The following is a 21,639-nucleotide window of genomic DNA, read 5'->3' as shown; positions in this document are numbered from 1 at the left end:
GCTGGATGTTCGATGTAGTATCCAGCAAGAACCATTTTCTGGAATTGAAGCAGGTTATGCTGGAATCACCATCCCTACGCCGGCATTATCCGGATCAGGTTACAGGGTTCCGACTTGCGTCAATCTCAGCCCATTTGCCAGTAACATATTACTGACTGGACACCCCTTGGTTATATGTCGCCGTAGACGATCGCTACGACAACGCGGAGGGATTGTAGCAGGCTATTGATGACTTGCAAGCACCCAATCCCAATCGGACAGGATATTGACCTTACTTTTAAGCTTGAGCCAATATCCTTATCTCTACATCATTTATTTCAAGACTGATTTCAAAGCTGCCAAGCAAAGCGCAACGTTTTCGCTACGAGCAGCATAGCCCATCAATCCGATACGCCATGTTTTACCCGCGAACGCGCCAAGGCCAGCTCCAATTTCCAGATTATATTCTTCCAGAAGTTGTTTACGCACAGCCGCATCGTCAACGCCTTCTGGAATGTAAACGTTATTCAATTGCGGCAAACGCTCATCTTCTGGAACAACAAAGTCCAAGCCAAGTTCTTTAAGCCCTTCAGCCAATTTCTCATGCTGTTTCTGATGACGCGCCCAGGCTTTTTCCAGCGTTTCATTCTTTAACAACAAGAGGGATTCATGTAGTGCATACAACGAATTGACAGGTGCAGTGTGATGGTAGCTACGCTTGCCATCACCCGACCAATAAGCCATCACCAAAGACTGATCCAGGAACCAGCTTTGAACCGGTGTTTTACGCGCTTTAATCTTTTCTACCGCAGCATCACTGAAACTAACCGGAGACAAACCAGGAACGCAGGACAAACACTTCTGACTACCCGAATAAATGGCATCGATACCCCATTCATCGACACGTAGTTCTACGCCACCAAGAGAAGTAACGGCGTCAACAATGGTCAAACAACCATGTTGCTTCGCCAGCGCGCACAAGGTTTTGGCATCAGAGCGAGCACCGGTAGAAGTCTCAGCATGAACAAAAGCCAGAAACTTGGCATCAGCATTCGCTTTTAGTGCTTCTTCCACGTGTTGGGGATCAACCGCACGCCCCCACGCTTGCTCAACCACAACCGCTTCACCGCCACAGCGTTTGACATTTTCCAGCATACGCTGACCAAATACGCCGTTGATACAAACGATCACTTTGTCGCCCGGTTCAACCAGATTCACAAAACAGGTTTCCATGCCCGCAGAACCGGGAGCAGACACCGCCATTGTTAATTTGTTTTCAGTTTGAAATGCATATTGTAATAGTGCTTTGATTTCATCCATTAAGCCAACAAACAGCGGATCAAGATGGCCTATAGTAGGCTTGGAAAGAGCAGCCAGCACTTGAGGACTTACATCTGATGGACCCGGCCCCATAAGGGTGCGTTGCGGTGGAAAAAAATGCGAAAAAGACATATTCCTGCTTGCTCCTGTTAGTAAGTAAATTCGTTAGTAAAAAGTCGTTGGCAAGCCTTGTGAAAAAGGCTTCTCGACCTTTAAGAAATGAAGATTTGGCAGAGTATCATGCGCAAGCTATGTGCGGATAGTCCAACAAGGAATATTCCCATCATTCAAGAAATTAATATATTGTCGTGATTTCATGCCTCAGCATCGTAATTTGCTGACAAATTTCTTAAACTAACGCCAAATTGCGATAACTTGAAAACCATGCCTGTAACAACCATGCTGACACAGCAGATTCAAAACTGGGTGAATCGACGCCTGGCTCATCCCTGCCATCGACAACTTGTGGTTATATCGGGTGAACAATCATGGGCTATTGAAACGGCTTACCTCTTAATTGAACAGTTAGGTTGGAACAAGGAAAACACAGGCTCAATAGTGAGTGTGGGTATTTCTCATCCAGATTCAGACGAAGATAGAAGCAACGCAGTACACATTAGCAACAAGCAATATCGCCAATATCTGGGGCAGGAAACGCAATGCGTTATCTACAATGCCTGGGCGGGAACCCGTGCCAATGCTCTGTCAGCACTGTCTGGAACAATAAAACAATCGGGTTTGATGATACTCCTGTGCCCGGATTTTCAAAGCTGGGGCAATTATAAAGATCCCGAATTAAAACAACGCATATCCTACGGTTTTGAAGACAATTTCCAACACAGTTATTTTGTGCAATGGTTAGTACAACATATCGAACAGGATCCACACTGCCTGGTTATAACGCCCATAGGTATAAGCGGCGGGCAAGGGCAACCAGCGCCACTACAAAATATATTATCAACGCAGAAAAATGCTCCTCAACCTCCTTGTATTACCAACGATCAGCAACAAGCTGTCGACGCCATTATCAAGGTCGCAACCGGACATCGTAATCGTCCGTTAATTATGCAAGCCGACCGGGGACGAGGAAAATCCAGCGCTATCGGTATCGCTAGCGCCAAACTGGCAAGCGAAAACAATAAAAACATTATTCTGACCGCACCAACAAAATCTTGTTGTGAGCAAAGCTTTCACTGGTTTGAAACGCTCGGAGCAAATACAAATGCGTTAAACTTCTGGGCGGTTGACGCGCTTATAGAACAGCAACCTTCTGCCGATTTAGTAATCATTGATGAAGCAGCGGCAATTCCCGTAGAACAGCTTAAACAAATTTGTGCGCTCTATAAAAGAGTGGTTTTCAGCAGCACAATACACGGTTATGAAGGCAGTGGCCGAGGGTTTGAAATTCGCTTTAAGCAGCACCTAAAACAGCAATTCCCTGAGTATCGCGAAATCGCATTACAAGCGCCGATACGCTGGTCTGAAAACGATCCCTTGGAGCAATTCTGGTTTCAGGTTTTGGCTTACACACAACCAGATAATTCATCGTCCGATTTAAATGACTATATTGGCATGGTGACGGCTCAGGAGCTTATCAATAATCCACCATTGCTATATCAAAGCTTTTCTCTATTAGTAAATGCTCACTATCAAACAAGTCCCGACACAATAGCATCGTTACTGGACTCCCCTGATCAACATGTGTTTATTTCTGTTAAACAAGGGAATGTATTAGCAACAGCGATTGTGGCATTGGAAGGCGGTAGTCGTCTGAGTGATATTGCTGAACATATCGCATTCGGAGAACGTCGCCCTAATGGACACTTGCTGGCACAGAAACTTTCAAGCACCCTAAATATGTCGGAAGTTGCAACCAAGAGATTTGCTCGCATAGTCAGAATTGCCGTTCAACCAGCTCAACAACATCAAGGACTAGGAACTGAATTGCTCACAGAGATTGTTCAGTGGGCTGAGAAAAAAGAACTGGATTTCGTTGGTGCATCTTTCGGGGCAGAACCGGAGTTATTACAATTTTGGCAAAAAAATCATTTTCAATTGGTATTTTTGGGATTAAAAAAAGAAACCGCAACAGGCGAATACAATGCCTTGGTATTGCGTTCGCTGCATTCTGAAAACGAATCTATTATCGCAAGCTTGGAAAACGCACTTCAACGCAATATCAAATTCCACTTATCCAATACCTACCGTCATTTAAGCTACCCAATGGTGTTAAGCATTTTACAGTCGCTACTTCAAATTGATGATCTGGATGAAACTCGTAAAGCAGAACTGGAATATTTCGCGTCAGGGAAACGACCATTATCTTTGAGCAGAGAAGCTCTTTTTGTATTAGCGTTACAAAAAAACAGCTATGCAAACCTCAATGAAAGTGAAAAAGAATTGTTAGTTAAATATGCATTACAACAGCAAGCCATCAACAAGCTAGCAAGCGCAAGCCTTATAAAAGGGAAGAAAGAGCTAACAACGAAAATACAGGAAATTGTGAGAAAAATACTGAAATACTAACCCCTCATTCAAGTGAAACATTTCACCTTAACTCACATGCACAACACGACTAAATTATTCCTCGCTTATGTCGAAAGCATATATCTAACTAAGCTGATGTGATGGTTCCCACCCGCTTGCGGCATCAAAGTGCCATGATTGAGTTTGTAGAACAATCAAGACGAGAGAAGATCGTCACATCAGGTTAACTATATAGTTAATACATTAAAAATTAGCTTTTTACCTAAAGCAATGCATAATAATCACCGAGTAAATGATTACTCGCCTTAAACTTAATAGTTGATTAATAGGTAATAATTATGGAAATAGTAAAAATTGCAGTTGTCGCTTCAACTGTTCTCTTATCTTCAGTAAACACCCAATCTTCTGATACCCTTGAATTATCCAAAGACTCGCAAGCAAAAACATCTAAGATGCTCATTGCGCGCGGAACTCGAACCAAACCTCCAGTCGATCCGCCGGTGATGAACTCAACCTGGACAAATCTTTTCAGCATTAGCTAATCATCATTGCCATAATACCGGTAAGGCAACAGCCTTTGCCGGTATTCATGTCATATAAATCCAAGCCTCGTGGAAGATTCCACTCTTCCAATTTTACAGTAATATTCCAACGACCAGTTTCAATCCACGCACCCGCGTAGGGTGCGACTTTATCAACGTTGTAACCGCTATTGCTCAAAATGTTTCAATCCACGCACCCGCGTAGGGTGCGACTTACTAACCTACCACTCTCAATAAATTGAACGAGTTTCAATCCACGCACCCGCGTAGGGTGCGACATAAATCCAATAGAGCCTCTGTTGCAAGCATCTTGTTTCAATCCACGCACCCGCGTAGGGTGCGACTTTATTCCATATCCCATCAGCGAGCACATACCAGTTTCAATCCACGCACCCGCGTAGGGTGCGACCCTGGCTTTAGCACTGTCAGCTTGTCAAAGCCTTGTTTCAATCCACGCACCCGCGTAGGGTGCGACACATTGGAATGCATGTATAGGAGGCTCAGTGTTAGTTTCAATCCACGCACCCGCGTAGGGTGCGACTACGCGCCATTGCTTTATGCAATGTCAATAATGGTTTCAATCCACGCACCCGCGTAGGGTGCGACGTAATTAGCTAAATAGGATTTTTAACCACAAGTTGTTTCAATCCACGCACCCGCGTAGGGTGCGACTTGGGGGCGTTCGCGCTATACCAAATTAGCGCAGTTTCAATCCACGCACCCGCGTAGGGTGCGACAGCCTTAAAAATCCCTTTAAAATCAACACTTTCAGTTTCAATCCACGCACCCGCGTAGGGTGCGACTTTTGGCAAAGGGTTAAAAGATGGTAAAACCAATGTTTCAATCCACGCACCCGCGTAGGGTGCGACAGCCACGTTGTAGCGGTTCATTGATGGATTATTTGTTTCAATCCACGCACCCGCGTAGGGTGCGACTTTAATCACCTTTTTATATTGGCATCCCGCGCAGGTTTCAATCCACGCACCCGCGTAGGGTGCGACAGACAACGATGGATGGAGTTCTTCGTGGATTTGGTTTCAATCCACGCACCCGCGTAGGGTGCGACAGCGTCCTCTGTGATACTGATTACAGAAGGGCTGAATGTGGCATTTCCGCTAACCTCTGCAAAAACACCACACGCAAACAATAAAACAGTCCTGAGATTTCTTCAATGTCTTGTGGTTAAAGGCTTGCAGCCTTCCGCTAATCTACCGGGTTTTTAATGAGCACCGCAGGTTAGCGGTAATTGACTAATACCAATCCCATTAAAAACCTAGCCATTTAACTGTGCCCATTTTCTGGTGCATAAAGAGATAACACGATGGGTATCTTTGACAAATGTATTCCAGGCGTCACTACATGCATCCACGATATCTTCATACCCTTCAAATATGCGATTGGATAGTGCGTTCTGACGAAGCCAACTCCATACCTGTTCAACCGGATTCAGTTCCGGCGAGTAGGGAGGAAGCTTTAGCATACGAATATTATCAAACTGTTGGATCGTGTCCTCTGTATGCCATCCTGCGCCATCCATGATGACGACAGCCATTCGCCCCGGTTTAGTACGTTCAGAAATCTGTTTCAAGTGCAATGTCATTGCATCCTTGTTGACCCACGGCGTTATGAGCGCTTCTGTTTCACCGGTTGCGGGACAGACAGCACCGAAAAGATAGGCATATTCAAATTGTTGCTGTTTGACTGCGCGTGGGCGACTGCCAGTTCTCGCCCATAAACGAGAGGTGGTATTTTGCTGACCAAAGCGAGCTTCATCCTGAAACCAGATATCAACATTGTTCAGAGACAGATGTCCTGGACAAAGTTTGATCACATTAATCTCCAGTTTTTTTAAACTCTTCCTGAGCATTTTGCGATTGCTTTGGATGTTTTGAACGGCTGGAAATCCATGAAAAACCCCATTGATGCAAGAGACGGTAAATGTTGGACATTTTATAATCCACATTCAGATGGCTCGATATCCAGGCTTGGATATCGGCTCCCGTCAGTCTTCCCCCGACATCAGAACGACTATGATATTCAATATAGCGAGATAGCTTTTTTATCTGTTCTGATGACAGCGATGCAGGACGACCGGGAGGAGATTTGGCATCCAGGCCATCAATTCCTTTATCCAGAAAAGCCGCTACCCATTTATTTACACTTGCCCTGCTGACCTTAAGTGTTCTAGCTATTTGTGCTTTGTTCATTCCTTCACTGTAATGAGCCAATGCAAGTAACCTGATCCTTTTAGCTGCGTTAGTTTCCTTTTTGGAAAGCGCTGTGAAATCTATCTTTTTTAGCATCTAATACCAATCCCATTAAAAACCTAGCCATTTAACTGTGCCCATTTTCTGGTGCATAAAGAGATAACGCGATGGGTATCTTTGACAAATGTATTCCAGGCGTCACTACATGCATCCACGATATCTTCATACCCTTCAAATATGCGATTGGATAGTGCGTTCTGACGAAGCCAACTCCATACCTGTTCAACCGGATTCAGTTCCGGCGAGTAGGGAGGAAGCTTTAGCATACGAATATTATCAAACTGTTGGATCGTGTCCTCTGTATGCCATCCTGCGCCATCCATGATGACGACAGCCATTCGCCCCGGTTTCGTACGTTCAGAAATCTGTTTCAAGTGCAATGTCATTGCATCCTTGTTGACCCAAGGCGTTATGAGCGCCTCTGTTTCGCCGGTTGCGGGACAGACAGCACCGAAAAGATAGGCATATTCAAATTGTTGCTGTTTGACTGCGCGTGGGCGACTGCCAGTTCTCGCCCATAAACGAGAGGTGGTATTTTGCTGACCAAAGCGAGCTTCATCCTGAAACCAGATATCAACATTGTTCAGAGACAGATGTCCTGGACAAAGTTTGATCACATTAATCTCCAGTTTTTTTAAACTCTTCCTGAGCGTTTTGCGATTGCTTAGGGTGTTTTGAACGGCTGGAAATCCATGAAAAACCCCATTGATGCAAGAGACGGTAAATGTTGGACATTTTATAATCCACATTCAGATGGCTCGATATCCAGGCTTGGATATCGGCTCCCGTCAGTCTTCCCCCGACATCAGAACGACTATGATATTCAATATAGCGAGATAGCTTTTTTATCTGTTCTGATGACAGCGATGCAGGACGACCGGGAGGAGATTTGGCATCCAGGCCATCAATTCCTTTATCCAGAAAAGCCGCTACCCATTTATTTACACTTGCCCTGCTGACCTTAAGTGTTCTAGCTATTTGTGCTTTGTTCATTCCTTCACTGTAATGAGCCAATGCAAGTAACCTGATCCTTTTAGCTGCGTTAGTTTCCTTTTTGGAAAGCGCTGTGAAATCTATCTTTTTTAGCATCTAATTATCTGTTTTGTCTTCACTGACTTAATTAGATCATACTTTTAATGGGATTGGTATGACTTAATTAGATCATATTTTTAATGGGATTGGTATAACACCAATGTCATGGCGTACTTGATACGCCATCCAGTGAAATTCAACCATTGTGTATTCTGGATACCGGATAACGCTACGCGTTTGGACATGACAAACCGTGTGCATGCAAACAAAGGGTTGGAATGAAGAAGAGATAAAAATGAGGTGGTTCCAGATACAACAAAGCCCACTCGTTGAGTGGGCTTTGTCTTTTAATTAAGAGCCTGGCAGTGTGCTACTCTCACATGGGGAAACCCCACACTACCATCGCCGCTAGTACGTTTCACTTCTGAGTTCGAGATGGATTCAGGTGGTACCGTACCGCTATTGCCGCCAGGCATAAACTGTCACAATGTAAAAAAGCTGTCATCAAATTCGAATCAGGACGCTAGTATCAGTATCCTATCAGACTTGCGAAGTCATCATTCAACGCCAAGCGCTACTCGTTCACATTCGTTACTTAAGTCAACTTGGGGTTGTATGGTTAAGCCTCTCGGGCAATTAGTACAGGTTAGCTTAACGCCTTACAACGCTTCCACACCCTGCCTATCAACGTCGTCGTCTACAACAACCCTTCAGGACGGTTAAACCGTCAGGGATGATTCATCTCGAGGCTCGCTTCCCGCTTAGATGCTTTCAGCGGTTATCGATTCCGAACATAGCTACCGGGCAATGCCATTGGCATGACAACCCGAACACCAGCGGTTCGTCCACTCCGGTCCTCTCGTACTAGGAGCAGCCCCCCTCAATCATCCAACGCCCACACCAGATAGGGACCGAACTGTCTCACGACGTTCTAAACCCAGCTCGCGTACCACTTTAAATGGCGAACAGCCATACCCTTGGGACCGACTTCAGCCCCAGGATGTGATGAGCCGACATCGAGGTGCCAAACACCGCCGTCGATATGAACTCTTGGGCGGTATCAGCCTGTTATCCCCGGAGTACCTTTTATCCGTTGAGCGATGGCCCTTCCATACAGAGCCACCGGATCACTATGACCTACTTTCGTACCTGCTCGACGTGTCTGTCTCGCAGTTAAGCTGGCTTATGCCATTGCACTAACCTCACGATGTCCAACCGTGATTAGCCAACCTTCGTGCTCCTCCGTTACGCTTTGGGAGGAGACCGCCCCAGTCAAACTACCCACCAGGCACTGTCCTCACCCCAGATAATGGGGCAAAGTTAGGACATCAAACATACAAGGGTGGTATTTCAAGGATGGCTCCACACATACTGGCGTACGTGCTTCAAAGCCTCCCACCTATCCTACACATGTAGGGTCAATGTCCAGTGCCAAGCTGTAGTAAAGGTTCACGGGGTCTTTCCGTCTAGGTGCGGGTACACAGCATCTTCACTGCGATTTCAATTTCACTGAGTCTCGGGTGGAGACAGCGTGGCCATGGTTACACCATTCGTGCAGGTCGGAACTTACCCGACAAGGAATTTCGCTACCTTAGGACCGTTATAGTTACGGCCGCCGTTTACCGGGGCTTCGATCAAGAGCTTCGCTTACGCTAACCCCATCAATTAACCTTCCGGCACCGGGCAGGTGTCACACCGTATACGTCCTCTTTCGAGTTAGCACAGTGCTGTGTTTTTAATAAACAGTCCCAGCCACCTGGTCACTGCGACCTCCAATCGCTTAGAGAGCAAGTCTCATCACAATCAAAGGCGTACCTTCTCCCGAAGTTACGGTACTATTTTGCCGAGTTCCTTCACCCGAGTTCTCTCAAGCGCCTTAGTATTCTCTACCTGACCACCTGTGTCGGTTTGGGGTACGGTTTGTATGCACATAAGTTTAGAGGCTTTTCCTGGAAGCAGGGCATCTGCAACTTCACTGCCGTAGCAGCTCGTCTCGTGCCTCAGAATTAAGAGTCCGGATTTGCCTAAACTCTCTTCCTACACACTTTCACATGGACAACCAACGCCATGCCTGCATAGCCTTCTCCGTCCCCCCTTCACTGTACATACAAGTACGGGAATATTAACCCGTTTCCCATCGACTACGCATTTCTGCCTCGCCTTAGGGGCCGACTCACCCTGCCCTGATTAGCATGGGACAGGAAACCTTGGTCTTCCGGCGTGGGGGTTTTTCACCCCCATTGTCGTTACTCATGTCAGCATTCGCACTTGTGATACCTCCAGCAAACCTTTCAGTTCACCTTCAACGGCTTACACAACGCTCCCCTACCCAGCATACAAGTATGCTGCCGCAGCTTCGGTGTATAGCTTAGCCCCGTTACATCTTCCGCGCAGGCCGACTCGACTAGTGAGCTATTACGCTTTCTTTAAAGGGTGGCTGCTTCTAAGCCAACCTCCTAGCTGTCTTAGCCTTCCCACATCGTTTCCCACTTAGCTATAACTTTGGGACCTTAGCTGGCGGTCTGGGTTGTTTCCCTCTTCACGACGGACGTTAGCACCCGCCGTGTGTCTCCCGGATAGTACTCACAGGTATTCGGAGTTTGCATGGGGTTGGTAAGTCGGGATGACCCCCTAGCCCAAACAGTGCTCTACCCCCTGTGGTATTCGTCCGAGGCGCTACCTAAATAGCTTTCGGGGAGAACCAGCTATCTCCCGGTTTGATTGGCCTTTCACCCCCAGCCACAAGTCATCCCCTAATTTTTCAACATTAGTGGGTTCGGTCCTCCAGTTGATGTTACTCAACCTTCAACCTGCCCATGGCTAGATCACCGGGTTTCGGGTCTATACCCTGCAACTAAGCGCCCAGTTAAGACTCGCTTTCGCTACGGCTCCCCTATCGGTTAACCTTGCTACAGAATATAAGTCGCTGACCCATTATACAAAAGGTACGCAGTCACAGAACAAGTCTGCTCCCACTGCTTGTACGTATACGGTTTCAGGTTCTATTTCACTCCCCTCGCCGGGGTTCTTTTCGCCTTTCCCTCACGGTACTTGTTCACTATCGGTCAGTTAGGAGTATTTAGCCTTGGAGGATGGTCCCCCCATCTTCAGTCAAGATAACACGTGTCCCGACCTACTTAATATGTGAATATGATGTCTTCGTGTACGGGGCTATCACCCTGTATCGCTGAGCTTTCCAACTCCTTCCACTAACATCATAATCATCGGCTAACCCCCGTTCGCTCGCCGCTACTAAGGGGATCTCGGTTGATTTCTTTTCCTAAGGGTACTTAGATGTTTCAGTTCCCCTCGTTTGCTTCTACACCCTATGTATTCAGGTGCAGATAATCCCTAAGGATTGGGTTGCCCCATTCGGAGATCGTTGGCTATAACGTTTTTTGTCAACTTACCAACGCTTATCGCAGACTAACACGTCCTTCATCGCCTCTAACTGCCAAGGCATCCACCGTATACGCTTTGTCACTTAACCATACAACCCCAAATTACCTAAGTAATTCAGAGTCATAAAGCTGTGACTTCGCCGCTTTCTTGTCAGATAGGATATCTAATTTGCTAGAACCCTAATTCTTTAATACTTACTTGATGATTTTTCAGCTTTTCCACATTGTTAAAGAACATTTAAGGCAAAACCTTAACCAATCAGCACTTGCGCACAAGCACTCATCAGGTTAAGACTCTTAACCCTTGTCTCACAATCACAATAAAACAATCTGTATGGACACTCAGTCAAAAAAGACTAACTTTTCGTAAGGAGGTGATCCAACCCCAGGTTCCCCTAGGGTTACCTTGTTACGACTTCACCCCAGTCATGAAACACAAAGTGGTAATCGCCCTCCCGAAGGTTAGACTAACTACTTCTTTTGCATCCCACTCCCATGGTGTGACGGGCGGTGTGTACAAGGCCCGGGAACGTATTCACCGCAGTATTCTGACCTGCGATTACTAGCGATTCCGACTTCATGGAGTCGAGTTGCAGACTCCAATCCGGACTACGATAGGCTTTAAGGGTTCCGCTCCACATCACTGCTTGGCTTCCCTCTGTACCTACCATTGTAGCACGTGTGTAGCCCATCCCGTAAGGGCCATGATGACTTGACGTCGTCCCCACCTTCCTCCGGTTTGTCACCGGCAGTCTCCTTAGAGTGCCCAACTTAATGCTGGCAACTAAGGACAAGGGTTGCGCTCGTTGCGGGACTTAACCCAACATCTCACGACACGAGCTGACGACAGCCATGCAGCACCTGTCTCAGAGCTCCCGAAGGCACTGAGGCATCTCTGCCAAATTCTCTGGATGTCAAGGGATGGTAAGGTTCTTCGCGTTGCATCGAATTAAACCACATGCTCCACCGCTTGTGCGGGCCCCGTCAATTCATTTGAGTTTTAACCTTGCGGCCGTACTCCCCAGGCGGTCTACTTAGCGCGTTAGCTTCGCCACGCATCGTTATAAAACAACACACAGCTAGTAGACAGCGTTTACGGCGTGGACTACCAGGGTATCTAATCCTGTTCGCTACCCACGCTTTCGCACATGAGCGTCAGTCTATCTCCAGGGGGCCGCCTTCGCCACTGATGTTCCTCCAGATCTCTACGCATTTCACCGCTACACCTGGAATTCCACCCCCCTCTAAACGACTCTAGTTTGCCAGTTCTAAATGACTCTCCCAGGTTGAGCCCGGGGCTTTCACATCTAGCTTAACAAACCGCCTGCGTGCGCTTTACGCCCAGTAATTCCGATTAACGCTCGCACCCTCCGTATTACCGCGGCTGCTGGCACGGAGTTAGCCGGTGCTTCTTCTGTGGTTAACGTCACAGCTGGCAGGTATTAACTACCAACCTTTCCTCACCACTGAAAGTGCTTTACAACCCGAAGGCCTTCTTCACACACGCGGCATGGCTGCATCAGGGTTTCCCCCATTGTGCAATATTCCCCACTGCTGCCTCCCGTAGGAGTCTGGGCCGTGTCTCAGTCCCAGTGTGGCTGATCTTCCTCTCAGAACAGCTAGAGATCGTCGCCTTGGTAGGCCTTTACCCTACCAACTAGCTAATCTCACTTAGGCTTCTCTTTTGGCGAGAGCTAAAAGCCCCCTTTGACCCTCAGGTATTATGCGGTATTAGCAGTCGTTTCCAACTGTTGTCCCCCTCCAAAAGGCAAATTCCTAAGCATTACTCACCCGTCCGCCACTCGTCAGCAAAGAGCAAGCTCTTCCTGCTACCGTTCGACTTGCATGTGTTAGGCCTGCCGCCAGCGTTCAATCTGAGCCATGATCAAACTCTTCAATTAAATATCGAAATAATAAATTTTTGGTTAGCACTCTTCTAACGAGTGCCCACACAGATTGTCTTATTGAATTGTTAAAGAACAGTTGCATTCGAAGGAACCCTAGAGGCGCACTTCAAAAGCGGGATGTGAATTCTATATAATCGACTCACATTGTCAAGCTTTTATTTTTAAAAATTTTATAAAAGCTTAAATCCGTTTGTTTGTTTTTCCCTGTTTGGCTTCCCTCTCGGAAAGTGAGGCGCATTATATAGAGCCGAATTAATTAAGCAAGGCTTTTTTCGATTTATTTTTTATGTCTTTTAAAAAAACACAAAAACACAAAATAAACCTTAAAAAACATAGCCTTATAGTTTTTCACTCGATAAAAAGATTAGAAAACAAGCTATTTATCGTTAAATCTTATTAAAACGACTAAATTTAGAACATAAAGTCGTTAAATAAGATCCTGGTTATTTATTATTGGTATCCGTTTCAGAATCTAAAGGTTCTGCTTTTTTATTTTCAAAATCCGCGTCACCTTCTTCTGTATCTCCCACAACATGTTCCAGTGTAATGGTCTCAACACTGCGGAATGTATTGATTGGACCCGCGAAGGTATATAAGGCAAATACCAAAAACAATACTAATGAAGGTTCTGTTGCAACAACGATGAAAACCAACATTACAATAAGGATAGCAACAAATGGCACTTTGCCCTGCCAATTTACTTCCTTAAATGAATTATATTTAAAGTTGCTTACCATCAAGATACCCGCCAGCGCGGTAATAAGGGCGACAAAGCCTTCAATAAAATAGATATTAAACACTTCTTTGATCTGATATTCCTCACCAACCCATATCAGTCCAGCAACCAATGCCGCAGCACTTGGGCTTGGCAATCCCTGAAAGAAACGCTTATCCGCGGTTTCAATTTGAGTATTAAAGCGTGCTAATCGCAAAGCTGCGCCGGCGACATAAACAAATGCAGCCAACCAGCCCAATTTGCTTAAGCCCGACAGTGCCCAGTTATAAGCCACCAAAGCCGGAGCCATGCCAAAGGACACCATATCGGCCATTGAGTCATATTCCGCGCCGAATGCACTTTGAGTTTGTGTCATTCTTGCAACGCGGCCATCTAAGCCATCGAAAATCATCGCTACGAAAACAGCGATAGCAGCCGCTTCAAATTGCCCTTTCATCGAGGCAACAACGGCATAAAAGCCTGAAAAAATACCAGCGGTAGTAAGTAGATTGGGCAATAAATAAATGCCCTTACGTTTTGATTCTGTCATGTAATGCTCCAATTGGGTGCGGAAAAATAACATATTAGGGGATTGCAGGTGAAGCGAATTTACTTTTCCTCCGCCATCAAGCTTGCCTAAATGTCACCGCTCCAGATGCAAACAAACCACCACATAGGCATTATGCGGTGGTTTGCTATCACATTCCGTTCCTACTATTTATTTAATGATGAAATCACCATCAACAACATCAATAGTCACTTCATTTTGATTCTCTAAGGTTCCGGCCAATAATTTCTGCGCCAATGGATTCTCAATTTGACGCTGAACAGTACGTTTTAGAGGTCTTGCACCGAACACCGGATCATAGCCAGCATCAGCCAACTTATCCAATGCTGCGTCCGACAAATGCAACTCAATACCCTTATCTTTTAATCTGTCAGTCAAAAGTGCCAATTGAATACGAGCGATTTCCTTGATCTGAGTTTTCGCCAACGGATGGAATACCACCGTATCATCAATACGGTTGATAAACTCAGGTCTAAAGTTCTCGGAAACAACCCCCATAACCGCAGACTTCATTTGCTCGTAATCAGCTTCGGTATGCAGTTCCTGAATCAAGTCAGAACCCAGGTTCGAAGTCATAATCACAACCGTATTTTTGAAGTCGACCGTACGGCCTTGACCATCGGTTAGACGACCATCATCCAATACTTGCAGCAATATATTGAAGACATCCGGGTGAGCTTTCTCAACTTCATCCAGCAAAATTACTGAATAAGGCTTTCGGCGCACTGCTTCGGTCAAGTAGCCACCTTCTTCGTAACCAACATAGCCAGGAGGCGCACCCACCAAGCGAGCAACCGAATGTTTTTCCATGAACTCAGACATATCGATCCTGACCATCGACTCTGAGGTATCAAACAAGAACGCGGCTAATGCTTTACAAAGTTCTGTTTTACCCACACCGGTTGGGCCAAGAAACAAGAACGAACCAATTGGACGGTTAGGATCCGACAAGCCAGCACGAGAACGACGAATCGCATTTGATACGGCGTCAACAGCTTCACTTTGTCCGATAACACGTTGGTGAAGTTCCTCTTCCATACGCAACAGCTTCGACTTTTCACCTTCTAACATTTTGGAAACAGGAATTCCCGTCCAGCGAGACAGTACATCCGCTATTTCATTGTCAGTGACTTTGTTCTTCAACAAGGTCATTTCTTTAGACTCACCTACTGCGGCATATTCCAACTTTTGTTCCAATTCAGGAATACGGCCATATTGCAGTTCCGACATACGGTTTAAATCTTGAGCACGACGAGCGATCTCCAAATCCAGCTTAGCCTGTTCCAGTTCAGCCTTGATATGTTGCGTGCCTTGCACGGCCATCTTCTCGGTTTCCCACACCTTTTCCATGTCCTTGAACTTCTGCTCCAGCTTTTCACGTTCTAACTCAATGGCTGCTAAACGCTTATAACTGGCTTCATCGGTTTCTTTAGACAACGCCTGCTCTTCCAATTTGAACTGGATGATCTTACGCTCCATGCGATCCATTTCTTCCGGCTTGGAATCGATTTGCAAACGCAGGCTTGCTGCGGCTTCATCAATTAAATCGATGGCTTTATCAGGTAATTGACGGTCACTGATATAACGATGTGACAAGGTTGCAGCAGCAACAATAGCCGGGTCAGTAATATCAACCGAATGGTGAAGCTCATAACGCTCTTTTAACCCACGTAAAATAGCGATGGTATCTTCAACCGTTGGTTCATCAACCAACACCTTCTGGAAGCGACGCTCTAAAGCCGCATCTTTCTCGATATATTGACGATATTCATCCAACGTAGTCGCGCCAACGCAGTGTAATTCACCGCGCGCCAACGCAGGTTTAAGCATGTTCCCCGCATCCATTGCACCGTCGCCTTTGCCAGCACCAACCATAGTGTGCAATTCGTCAATAAACAGAATGACGCTACCTTCTTCTTTCGCCAGTTCATTCAGTACCGCTTTTAAACGTTCTTCAAACTCACCGCGATACTTGGCACCCGCGACCAAAGCGCCCATGTCTAAAGACAAGACCTTCTTGTTCTTCAAACTGTCTGGTACTTCACCGTTAACGATCCGCTGCGCCAACCCTTCCACGATTGCGGTTTTACCCACCCCGGGTTCACCAATCAAAACAGGGTTGTTTTTAGTACGACGTTGTAACACCTGTAGCGTGCGACGGATTTCATCATCACGTCCAATCACGGGATCAAGCTTGCCTTGCTCAGCGCGCTCGGTCAGGTCAGTGGTATATTTTTCCAATGCCTGACGCACATCTTCGGCATTCGGATCAGTCACTTTCTGACCACCACGCATTTTCTCAATGGCATTTTCGATTTTCTCTTTGGTTGCGCCTAGTTGCGTCAGAATTTCTCCCAAACGCCCTTTGTCATCCATTGCAGACAATACGAAGACTTCTGAGGTGATGTAATCGTCTTTACGCTTTTGTGCGATTTTGTCGCACAGATTAATTAAGACCACAGTATCTTTTGACAGCTGAACATCACCACCAATGCCATCGACACGGGGCAAACGCTCTATAGCCTGAGAAAGAGCTGAACGCAAGCTGTTAGTATTAACTCCGGCGGCATCCATTAATGGTCTGACTGAGCCCCCTTCCTGATTCAACAATGACATCATGATATGGACAGGCTCGATATATTGATGATCTCGCCCTAATGCTAATGATTGAGCATCAGAAATGGCGATTTGAAATTTGCTTGTTAATCTGTCTAACCGCATAAATACACCCAATTTAGAAAAGTTTCGGCTTCATTACCCAATTAATGGGTGTGCATTCAATAACTTCAAGTGTAAGAAATTCTATTAATTGTGCCAGATCAATCCTGATAGCAGCTTAATCATGCTTTTTAGATTGTTCTGTTTTTTATTTAATGGCGGTTAATGATTAGGTTATTTAACCTGAACTCGGGATAAGAAATATCGTTACTCTTGAAGTTTCACTGGATTTAGCTGCGCTGGAAGGTGTTTCTTATCCCGAATTCAGGTTATTTAATCCAGATGAGCGAAACCATACGCCCGGTTTTGCCATCTCGGCGGTAGGAATAAAAGCGCTCAGGATCAGAGTAAGTGCATAAATCGCCGCCACTCACACTCACAATACCCAAAGCATTAAGCTTTTTTCTGGCAATAGAATATAAGTCAGCGAAGAACTTACCAGTCGAAGAAGCCCAATAGAAATCATCATCAAATTCAAGAAAGGCGGCTTTAACATCTTCTCCAACTTCAAACGCGTTAACGCTAATCGCTGGCCCAAGCCATGCCTGAACATTAGTTAGCTGTATAGGCTCTGCTGATGCAGACCGAATATCACTAATAGTCTGCTCAATAATGCCGTTAGCTAACCCTCTCCAGCCAGCATGAATAGCAGCGATCCATTTAGCTTGCCCTTGAGAATCACCGCCGCACAAAAGAATCGGCAAGCAGTCAGCAGTCATAACCGCACAGGCGATTTCAGGTTGGAAGGTAAAACAGGCGTCTGCTTTTAAATCATCGCCGGTGTAGGGAAGTTGCAACGCTCTGGTACTGTGAACCTGTTCTAACCATTGAATGTCTGGCATAGGTAAACGTTGACGATTGGACTCAACATGCTCAGGTTCATCGCCTACATGCATGGCAATATTGAAAGAGTCATACGGAGGCAGACTCTCGCCCGCACTATGACGAGTTGAGCAAAACGCCTGAATATTTGCAGGCGCATCCCAATCAGGCAGAATCCATTCGGGAGCCAAGTCCGAGGCCAGATCAAAAGACAGTTCAAGTGACGAATCTGCCATAGGCATTTTCTCTTCTGACATCATGGCTCCACTGTTCGGGTTAAACAGACTAAATAAGAGGCGATTGTTTTCGCAGTGTATTTCGCAGCTTAACAAAATCCTCTGGCAACGGCGCTTCCCAAGTCATCCATTCGCCAGATGTGGGATGAAATAATCCCAGTTTCACGGCATGCAATGCCTGGCGGTTAAAGCCTCGCAATGTTTCAACTAATTCAGGAGACGCGCCTTTAGGCAATCGCATACGACCACCATACATCGGATCACCTACCAACGGATGACGAATATGCGACATATGCACACGGATCTGATGGGTACGCCCCGACTCCAGCTTCAATCTTAAATGAGTAAAATCAGCGAACTTTTCGATAATACGATAGTGGGTTACCGATGGCTTACCGTCGTGCCGTACCGCCATACTGGTGCGCTTGGTTTGATGTCGACCAATGGCCGCATCAACAGTACCGCCAGCCACCATGACACCATTTACAATCGCTTCATATTCACGGGTAATCTCACGAGCTTGCAATTCTGCAACTAAATGCGTGTGAGCTGGAATGGTTTTAGCTACCACCATCAACCCCGTGGTGTCTTTGTCCAGGCGATGCACAATGCCAGCTCTTGGCACAATATCAATACCAGGGCAATGATTTAACATGGCATTCAATAAAGTGTTGTCATGATTACCCGCACCAGGATGCACCACCATGCCAACAGGCTTATTTAAAATCAGAATATCGTCGTCTTCATAAATGATAGGTAGCTCGATGTCCTGTGCCTGATGTGCAGAGTGAACTTCAATAAAACCAGTCACTTCAATGCTTTCATTACCCAGCATCTTGGTGCGAGGCTTATCTACAACCTGCCCGTCGATTTTCACTCCACCAGCCAATATCCAGTCTTTTATACGGGAACGGGAATAGTCCGGGAATAACTCCGCCAAGACCTGATCCATTCGTTGTCCAATATGTTGATCTTCTAGTTGTGCCGACAACTCAACCGTTTCTCGTGATGAACTCATAAACTCAAATATCAATCCAGATAATACGACGTTGCTATAAATGGGGCTTTCATTCGCTTTTTTATCCGCAATATAAGCTCAACCATCAACTCAATGTCGTTACGCTACATATAATGCGAGCGATTATATCTGATTTCCTGTGAATAGCACTTAAACTGACATTTTTACTATTGCCGTTGCCTACATTTATTTAGGAAACAGAAGAAAGACTTTTATGAACTTATATGAGGAAAACAGGTCTCACTGCCCACAAATAAGAAATATCATTATCCAGGCATTGGCATATCGCCACACTGCGGGGTAGAATCCGTCATCCTGTGGATTTACCTCATCAATCTAATCAAGCTGATTCGATGATGACAAAGTTCGCGACACGGAAACCGTTTTTTGGAAAGAACAATTTCATAATGAATACAATAAGTTTATTACGTCTTTTACCCATTTTAATCATCCTGCCAATTTTGACGGCGTGTTCATCTTCTCCTGATGACGAAGACATTGTCATAGCCAATAAAGGTGCTGAAGCATTATATGAAGATGCCAAACGCAGCATGGAAGTGGGTAATTTCAGTCAGGCAGCAGCAACCTTAAGTGCTCTGGATTCTCGTTACCCGTTTGGGCCTTTGTCGCATCAAGTCCAGTTAGATTTGATCTACGCCTATTATAAATCCAACAAAACCGATGAATGTTTGGCGACTATCGACCGCTTTATTCGCTTAAACCCGAACCATTCCGATGTGGATTACGCCATTTATATGCGCGGGTTGGTCAATATGGGCTCTGACTCCAATTTCTTTCAGGATATTGTTGGCATTGACCGTTCAGACCGCGATGCCACTCAGGCTCGCCAAGCCTTCAACGACTTCAAAGGGCTTATTGAAAAGTACCCGAACAGTCGTTACGCAGCAGATTCACGCAAGCGTATGGGGCATATCAAAAATCGTTTAGCGAAATATGAGTTAGCAGTGGCTCGTTACTATATGAAGCGCGATGCTTATGTAGCAGCAGCGAATCGCGGCCAATATGTCGTTGAGCAATTCTCCGACACAGGCCATGTACAAGAAGCCTTGGAGATCATGGTTGAATGTTATGAGCAAATGGGGCTGCAAGATTTAAAGAATAATGCTTTGCAGACATTACGCTTAAACTTCCCTGAGAGCAGCTACGTTAACTAATCACTCTTAGTACCTATTAGCCCACACCCGATCCATCTACACATGACGGGTGTGAGCCAATCGTTCGAATGCTCTATACAAGAACGTTCTCCAATATCCTACATAACTGTTCCAAGTAATCAGTCACCTACAGAAAGTGGGAAGCAGCCCCTCAGCCTCAAGGGATTGATTTACGGCGCGTCTGCGATCAATTTCTGTAGGTGATCTGCCGTTATATACACCTATTTAACCGCAGCTGAGGCTATTTAGCTTTTCACTTTTCATAGCTCACGCTTTCTCACTTCTGTTTAGCAAGCCGCCAGCTATAAAGCATTGCTTGTAAAAAAACGTTCTCTTACGCCATAAAGATAAAAATATCTCCATTAATTTCACTCACAATGATTAAAATCAATACAATTACGCGTAAATGCTTCTCTAAAGATGAAATTTAACTCATCAAAAACAACAATCACAAATATTAAAACTAAAAATTAAATTGGCGCAATTGAGAAATAAAAAATTTACATAAAGAAATAAAATCATTACCAAAAAGCTACACAAATAGAAAACAAATATAAAATAATCAATATTTATCAATAAGTTATATAGCAAATTTACACATGAGAAATAAAAAAACACCCAACATTCGCTTAAGTGAATTTTTTATCTTCGTTATAATTTAAAATTATTATCACGGTAAATTAATTATACATTCAAATATTTAAATTTTCTTTCCGTTTGCTACATTGATTTCCGGGAGTAGCTAGTATCCGCTAGAAATAATTAAGAGAATTCAACTCCCATTTCCGCAGACAGGATGTAAAGAATACACAGTGTTTCAGATTCGAGCCTGTCTTCGTAGTTGACTTGAACGTTAACTCAATCCTCAAGCAATTAAATTGCTATCAACAACGAGAAGGAAAGAAAATGTTAAGAAATATAAAAACATTAGCAGCAGGTATCAGTGCAGCATTCTTGCTGTCCGCTTGTGCCGGCCCAGGTTACGTAAAAAGTGAAGGCCACATGCATTCACTGGGTGGATTAAAAGCCGCAACGATTAATTTCAAAGCTGACTCGTGCAACGGCATTGAGAACAGCACGGGTCACGTAAAACTGACCGACCTTGATGCCATCGAATGGCAAACTGTCAATGGTGTCGATTTACAAGGCTCTGTTGATGAAACCTTCTATTGTTCACTGGATGGTTCTACCGGGATCCCTTGTAACTGTGGTGAAGGGTATCAGGAAGTGAGTTTTTCCTACTCGTCTAAAAACAACGCAGCCCCGGGCGACGGTACAGGCGTTGCTTGCTTGGCCGACATTGGCACAGGTGAAGACCAAGGTTACAACGGTATCGTGGAAATCCTGATCTTGTCAGGCCCATATGATGGTTATCACAACGTAGGCGCAGCGCGCGTTACCCAAAAAGCCTGTGATTAATCCAGTCAGCAATATAGAGAAGGAAAAATATAC

At 45.3% G+C, this 21,639-nt stretch carries 11 protein-coding genes, 3 rRNA genes, 1 CRISPR repeat array and 1 riboswitch; of the genes, 4 read left to right on the top strand and 10 right to left on the bottom strand.

All coding sequences use genetic code 11. From position 1 onward, the window contains the following. Positions 1-54: 54 nt before the first annotated feature. Positions 55-177, bottom strand: a riboswitch (TPP riboswitch). Between the two features lie 135 nt (positions 178-312). Next, a complete protein-coding gene (locus KIH87_RS06315; RefSeq protein ID WP_232360687.1) occupies positions 313-1,431 on the bottom strand; it encodes a pyridoxal-phosphate-dependent aminotransferase family protein in 1,119 nt (372 codons plus the stop codon). 252 nt (positions 1,432-1,683) lie between these two features. Here KIH87_RS06315 and KIH87_RS06310 point away from each other — a divergent pair, with 252 nt between their 5' ends. Together KIH87_RS06310 and KIH87_RS06305 are read left to right on the top strand one after the other, a co-directional pair. Beyond that, a complete protein-coding gene (locus KIH87_RS06310) occupies positions 1,684-3,825 on the top strand; it encodes a tRNA(Met) cytidine acetyltransferase TmcA (RefSeq protein WP_232361436.1) in 2,142 nt (713 codons plus the stop codon). A gap of 299 nt (positions 3,826-4,124) precedes the next feature. Beyond that, positions 4,125-4,328: a hypothetical protein gene (locus tag KIH87_RS06305; RefSeq protein WP_232360686.1), complete on the top strand. Its 204-nt coding sequence runs from the start codon at positions 4,125-4,127 to the stop codon at positions 4,326-4,328. Positions 4,329-4,444: 116 nt separating this feature from the next. After that, positions 4,445-5,394: direct repeats of the CRISPR family, unit length 32 nt; unit sequence GTTTCAATCCACGCACCCGCGTAGGGTGCGAC. A 207-nt stretch (positions 5,395-5,601) separates the two neighbouring features. On the opposite strand, the gene KIH87_RS06300 is transcribed toward KIH87_RS06305, so the two are convergent. From KIH87_RS06300 to rluD, 9 genes are all read right to left on the bottom strand, one after another. Next, positions 5,602-6,631, bottom strand: a protein-coding gene (locus KIH87_RS06300; RefSeq protein ID WP_232359522.1) for an IS630 family transposase whose coding sequence is annotated in 2 segments (ribosomal slippage) — positions 5,602-6,177 and positions 6,179-6,631 — 1,029 coding nt in all. Because the reading frame shifts where the segments join, the coding sequence is not laid out codon by codon here. A 23-nt stretch (positions 6,632-6,654) separates the two neighbouring features. Beyond that, a protein-coding gene (locus KIH87_RS06295; RefSeq protein WP_232359522.1) for an IS630 family transposase occupies positions 6,655-7,684 on the bottom strand; the annotation gives its coding sequence in 2 pieces (ribosomal slippage) (positions 6,655-7,230 and positions 7,232-7,684; 1,029 coding nt in all). A gap of 300 nt (positions 7,685-7,984) precedes the next feature. Next, positions 7,985-8,100: ribosomal RNA gene (rrf, locus tag KIH87_RS06290) — 5S ribosomal RNA — on the bottom strand. Between the two features lie 142 nt (positions 8,101-8,242). After that, positions 8,243-11,117, bottom strand: a 23S ribosomal RNA gene (locus KIH87_RS06285). 278 nt (positions 11,118-11,395) lie between these two features. Beyond that, positions 11,396-12,929: ribosomal RNA gene (locus KIH87_RS06280) — 16S ribosomal RNA — on the bottom strand. Together the 16S, 23S and 5S rRNA genes form the textbook arrangement of a ribosomal RNA operon. Before the next feature lie 449 nt (positions 12,930-13,378). Next, positions 13,379-14,200: a CDP-diacylglycerol--serine O-phosphatidyltransferase gene (gene pssA / locus KIH87_RS06275; RefSeq protein ID WP_232360685.1), complete on the bottom strand. Its 822-nt coding sequence runs from the start codon at positions 14,198-14,200 to the stop codon at positions 13,379-13,381. A 168-nt stretch (positions 14,201-14,368) separates the two neighbouring features. Continuing rightward, positions 14,369-16,939: an ATP-dependent chaperone ClpB gene (gene clpB / locus KIH87_RS06270; RefSeq protein WP_232360684.1), complete on the bottom strand. Its 2,571-nt coding sequence runs from the start codon at positions 16,937-16,939 to the stop codon at positions 14,369-14,371. Between the two features lie 266 nt (positions 16,940-17,205). Then, entirely contained in the window at positions 17,206-17,994 is a 789-nt protein-coding gene (gene pgeF, locus KIH87_RS06265; protein ID WP_232360683.1) for a peptidoglycan editing factor PgeF, read from the bottom strand. Positions 17,995-18,043: 49 nt separating this feature from the next. After that, the gene (gene rluD, locus KIH87_RS06260) at positions 18,044-19,012 is read right to left on the bottom strand and encodes a 23S rRNA pseudouridine(1911/1915/1917) synthase RluD (RefSeq protein ID WP_232360682.1); all 969 of its coding nucleotides are present in this window, start codon (positions 19,010-19,012) and stop codon (positions 18,044-18,046) included. A gap of 407 nt (positions 19,013-19,419) precedes the next feature. Here rluD and KIH87_RS06255 point away from each other — a divergent pair, with 407 nt between their 5' ends. Beyond that, positions 19,420-20,187 carry an outer membrane protein assembly factor BamD gene (locus KIH87_RS06255; RefSeq protein ID WP_232360681.1) on the top strand — a complete coding sequence of 256 codons (768 nt, stop codon included), beginning with the start codon at positions 19,420-19,422 and terminating at the stop codon, positions 20,185-20,187. Positions 20,188-21,093: 906 nt separating this feature from the next. After that, positions 21,094-21,606 (top strand): hypothetical protein, encoded by a 513-nt coding sequence (locus KIH87_RS06250; protein ID WP_232360680.1) that lies wholly within the window; start codon positions 21,094-21,096, stop codon positions 21,604-21,606. Positions 21,607-21,639: the final 33 nt, after the last annotated feature.

It is taken from the genome of Paraneptunicella aestuarii (genome assembly GCF_019900845.1).
Lineage (GTDB): Bacteria > Pseudomonadota > Gammaproteobacteria > Enterobacterales > Alteromonadaceae > Paraneptunicella > Paraneptunicella aestuarii.
Note: the sequence above shows the minus strand (reverse complement) of the source record. Positions and strands in the feature narration are given on the sequence as shown.

Coding starts and splice junctions, on each gene's coding strand:
- KIH87_RS06315 (WP_232360687.1), bottom strand. CDS start 1,431: ATGTCTTTTTCGCATTTTTTTCCACCGCAACGCACCCTTATGGGGCCG.
- KIH87_RS06310 (WP_232361436.1), top strand. CDS start 1,684: ATGCCTGTAACAACCATGCTGACACAGCAGATTCAAAACTGGGTGAAT.
- KIH87_RS06305 (WP_232360686.1), top strand. CDS start 4,125: ATGGAAATAGTAAAAATTGCAGTTGTCGCTTCAACTGTTCTCTTATCT.
- pssA (WP_232360685.1), bottom strand. CDS start 14,200: ATGACAGAATCAAAACGTAAGGGCATTTATTTATTGCCCAATCTACTT.
- clpB (WP_232360684.1), bottom strand. CDS start 16,939: ATGCGGTTAGACAGATTAACAAGCAAATTTCAAATCGCCATTTCTGAT.
- pgeF (WP_232360683.1), bottom strand. CDS start 17,994: ATGGCAGATTCGTCACTTGAACTGTCTTTTGATCTGGCCTCGGACTTG.
- rluD (WP_232360682.1), bottom strand. CDS start 19,012: ATGAGTTCATCACGAGAAACGGTTGAGTTGTCGGCACAACTAGAAGAT.
- KIH87_RS06255 (WP_232360681.1), top strand. CDS start 19,420: ATGAATACAATAAGTTTATTACGTCTTTTACCCATTTTAATCATCCTG.
- KIH87_RS06250 (WP_232360680.1), top strand. CDS start 21,094: ATGTTAAGAAATATAAAAACATTAGCAGCAGGTATCAGTGCAGCATTC.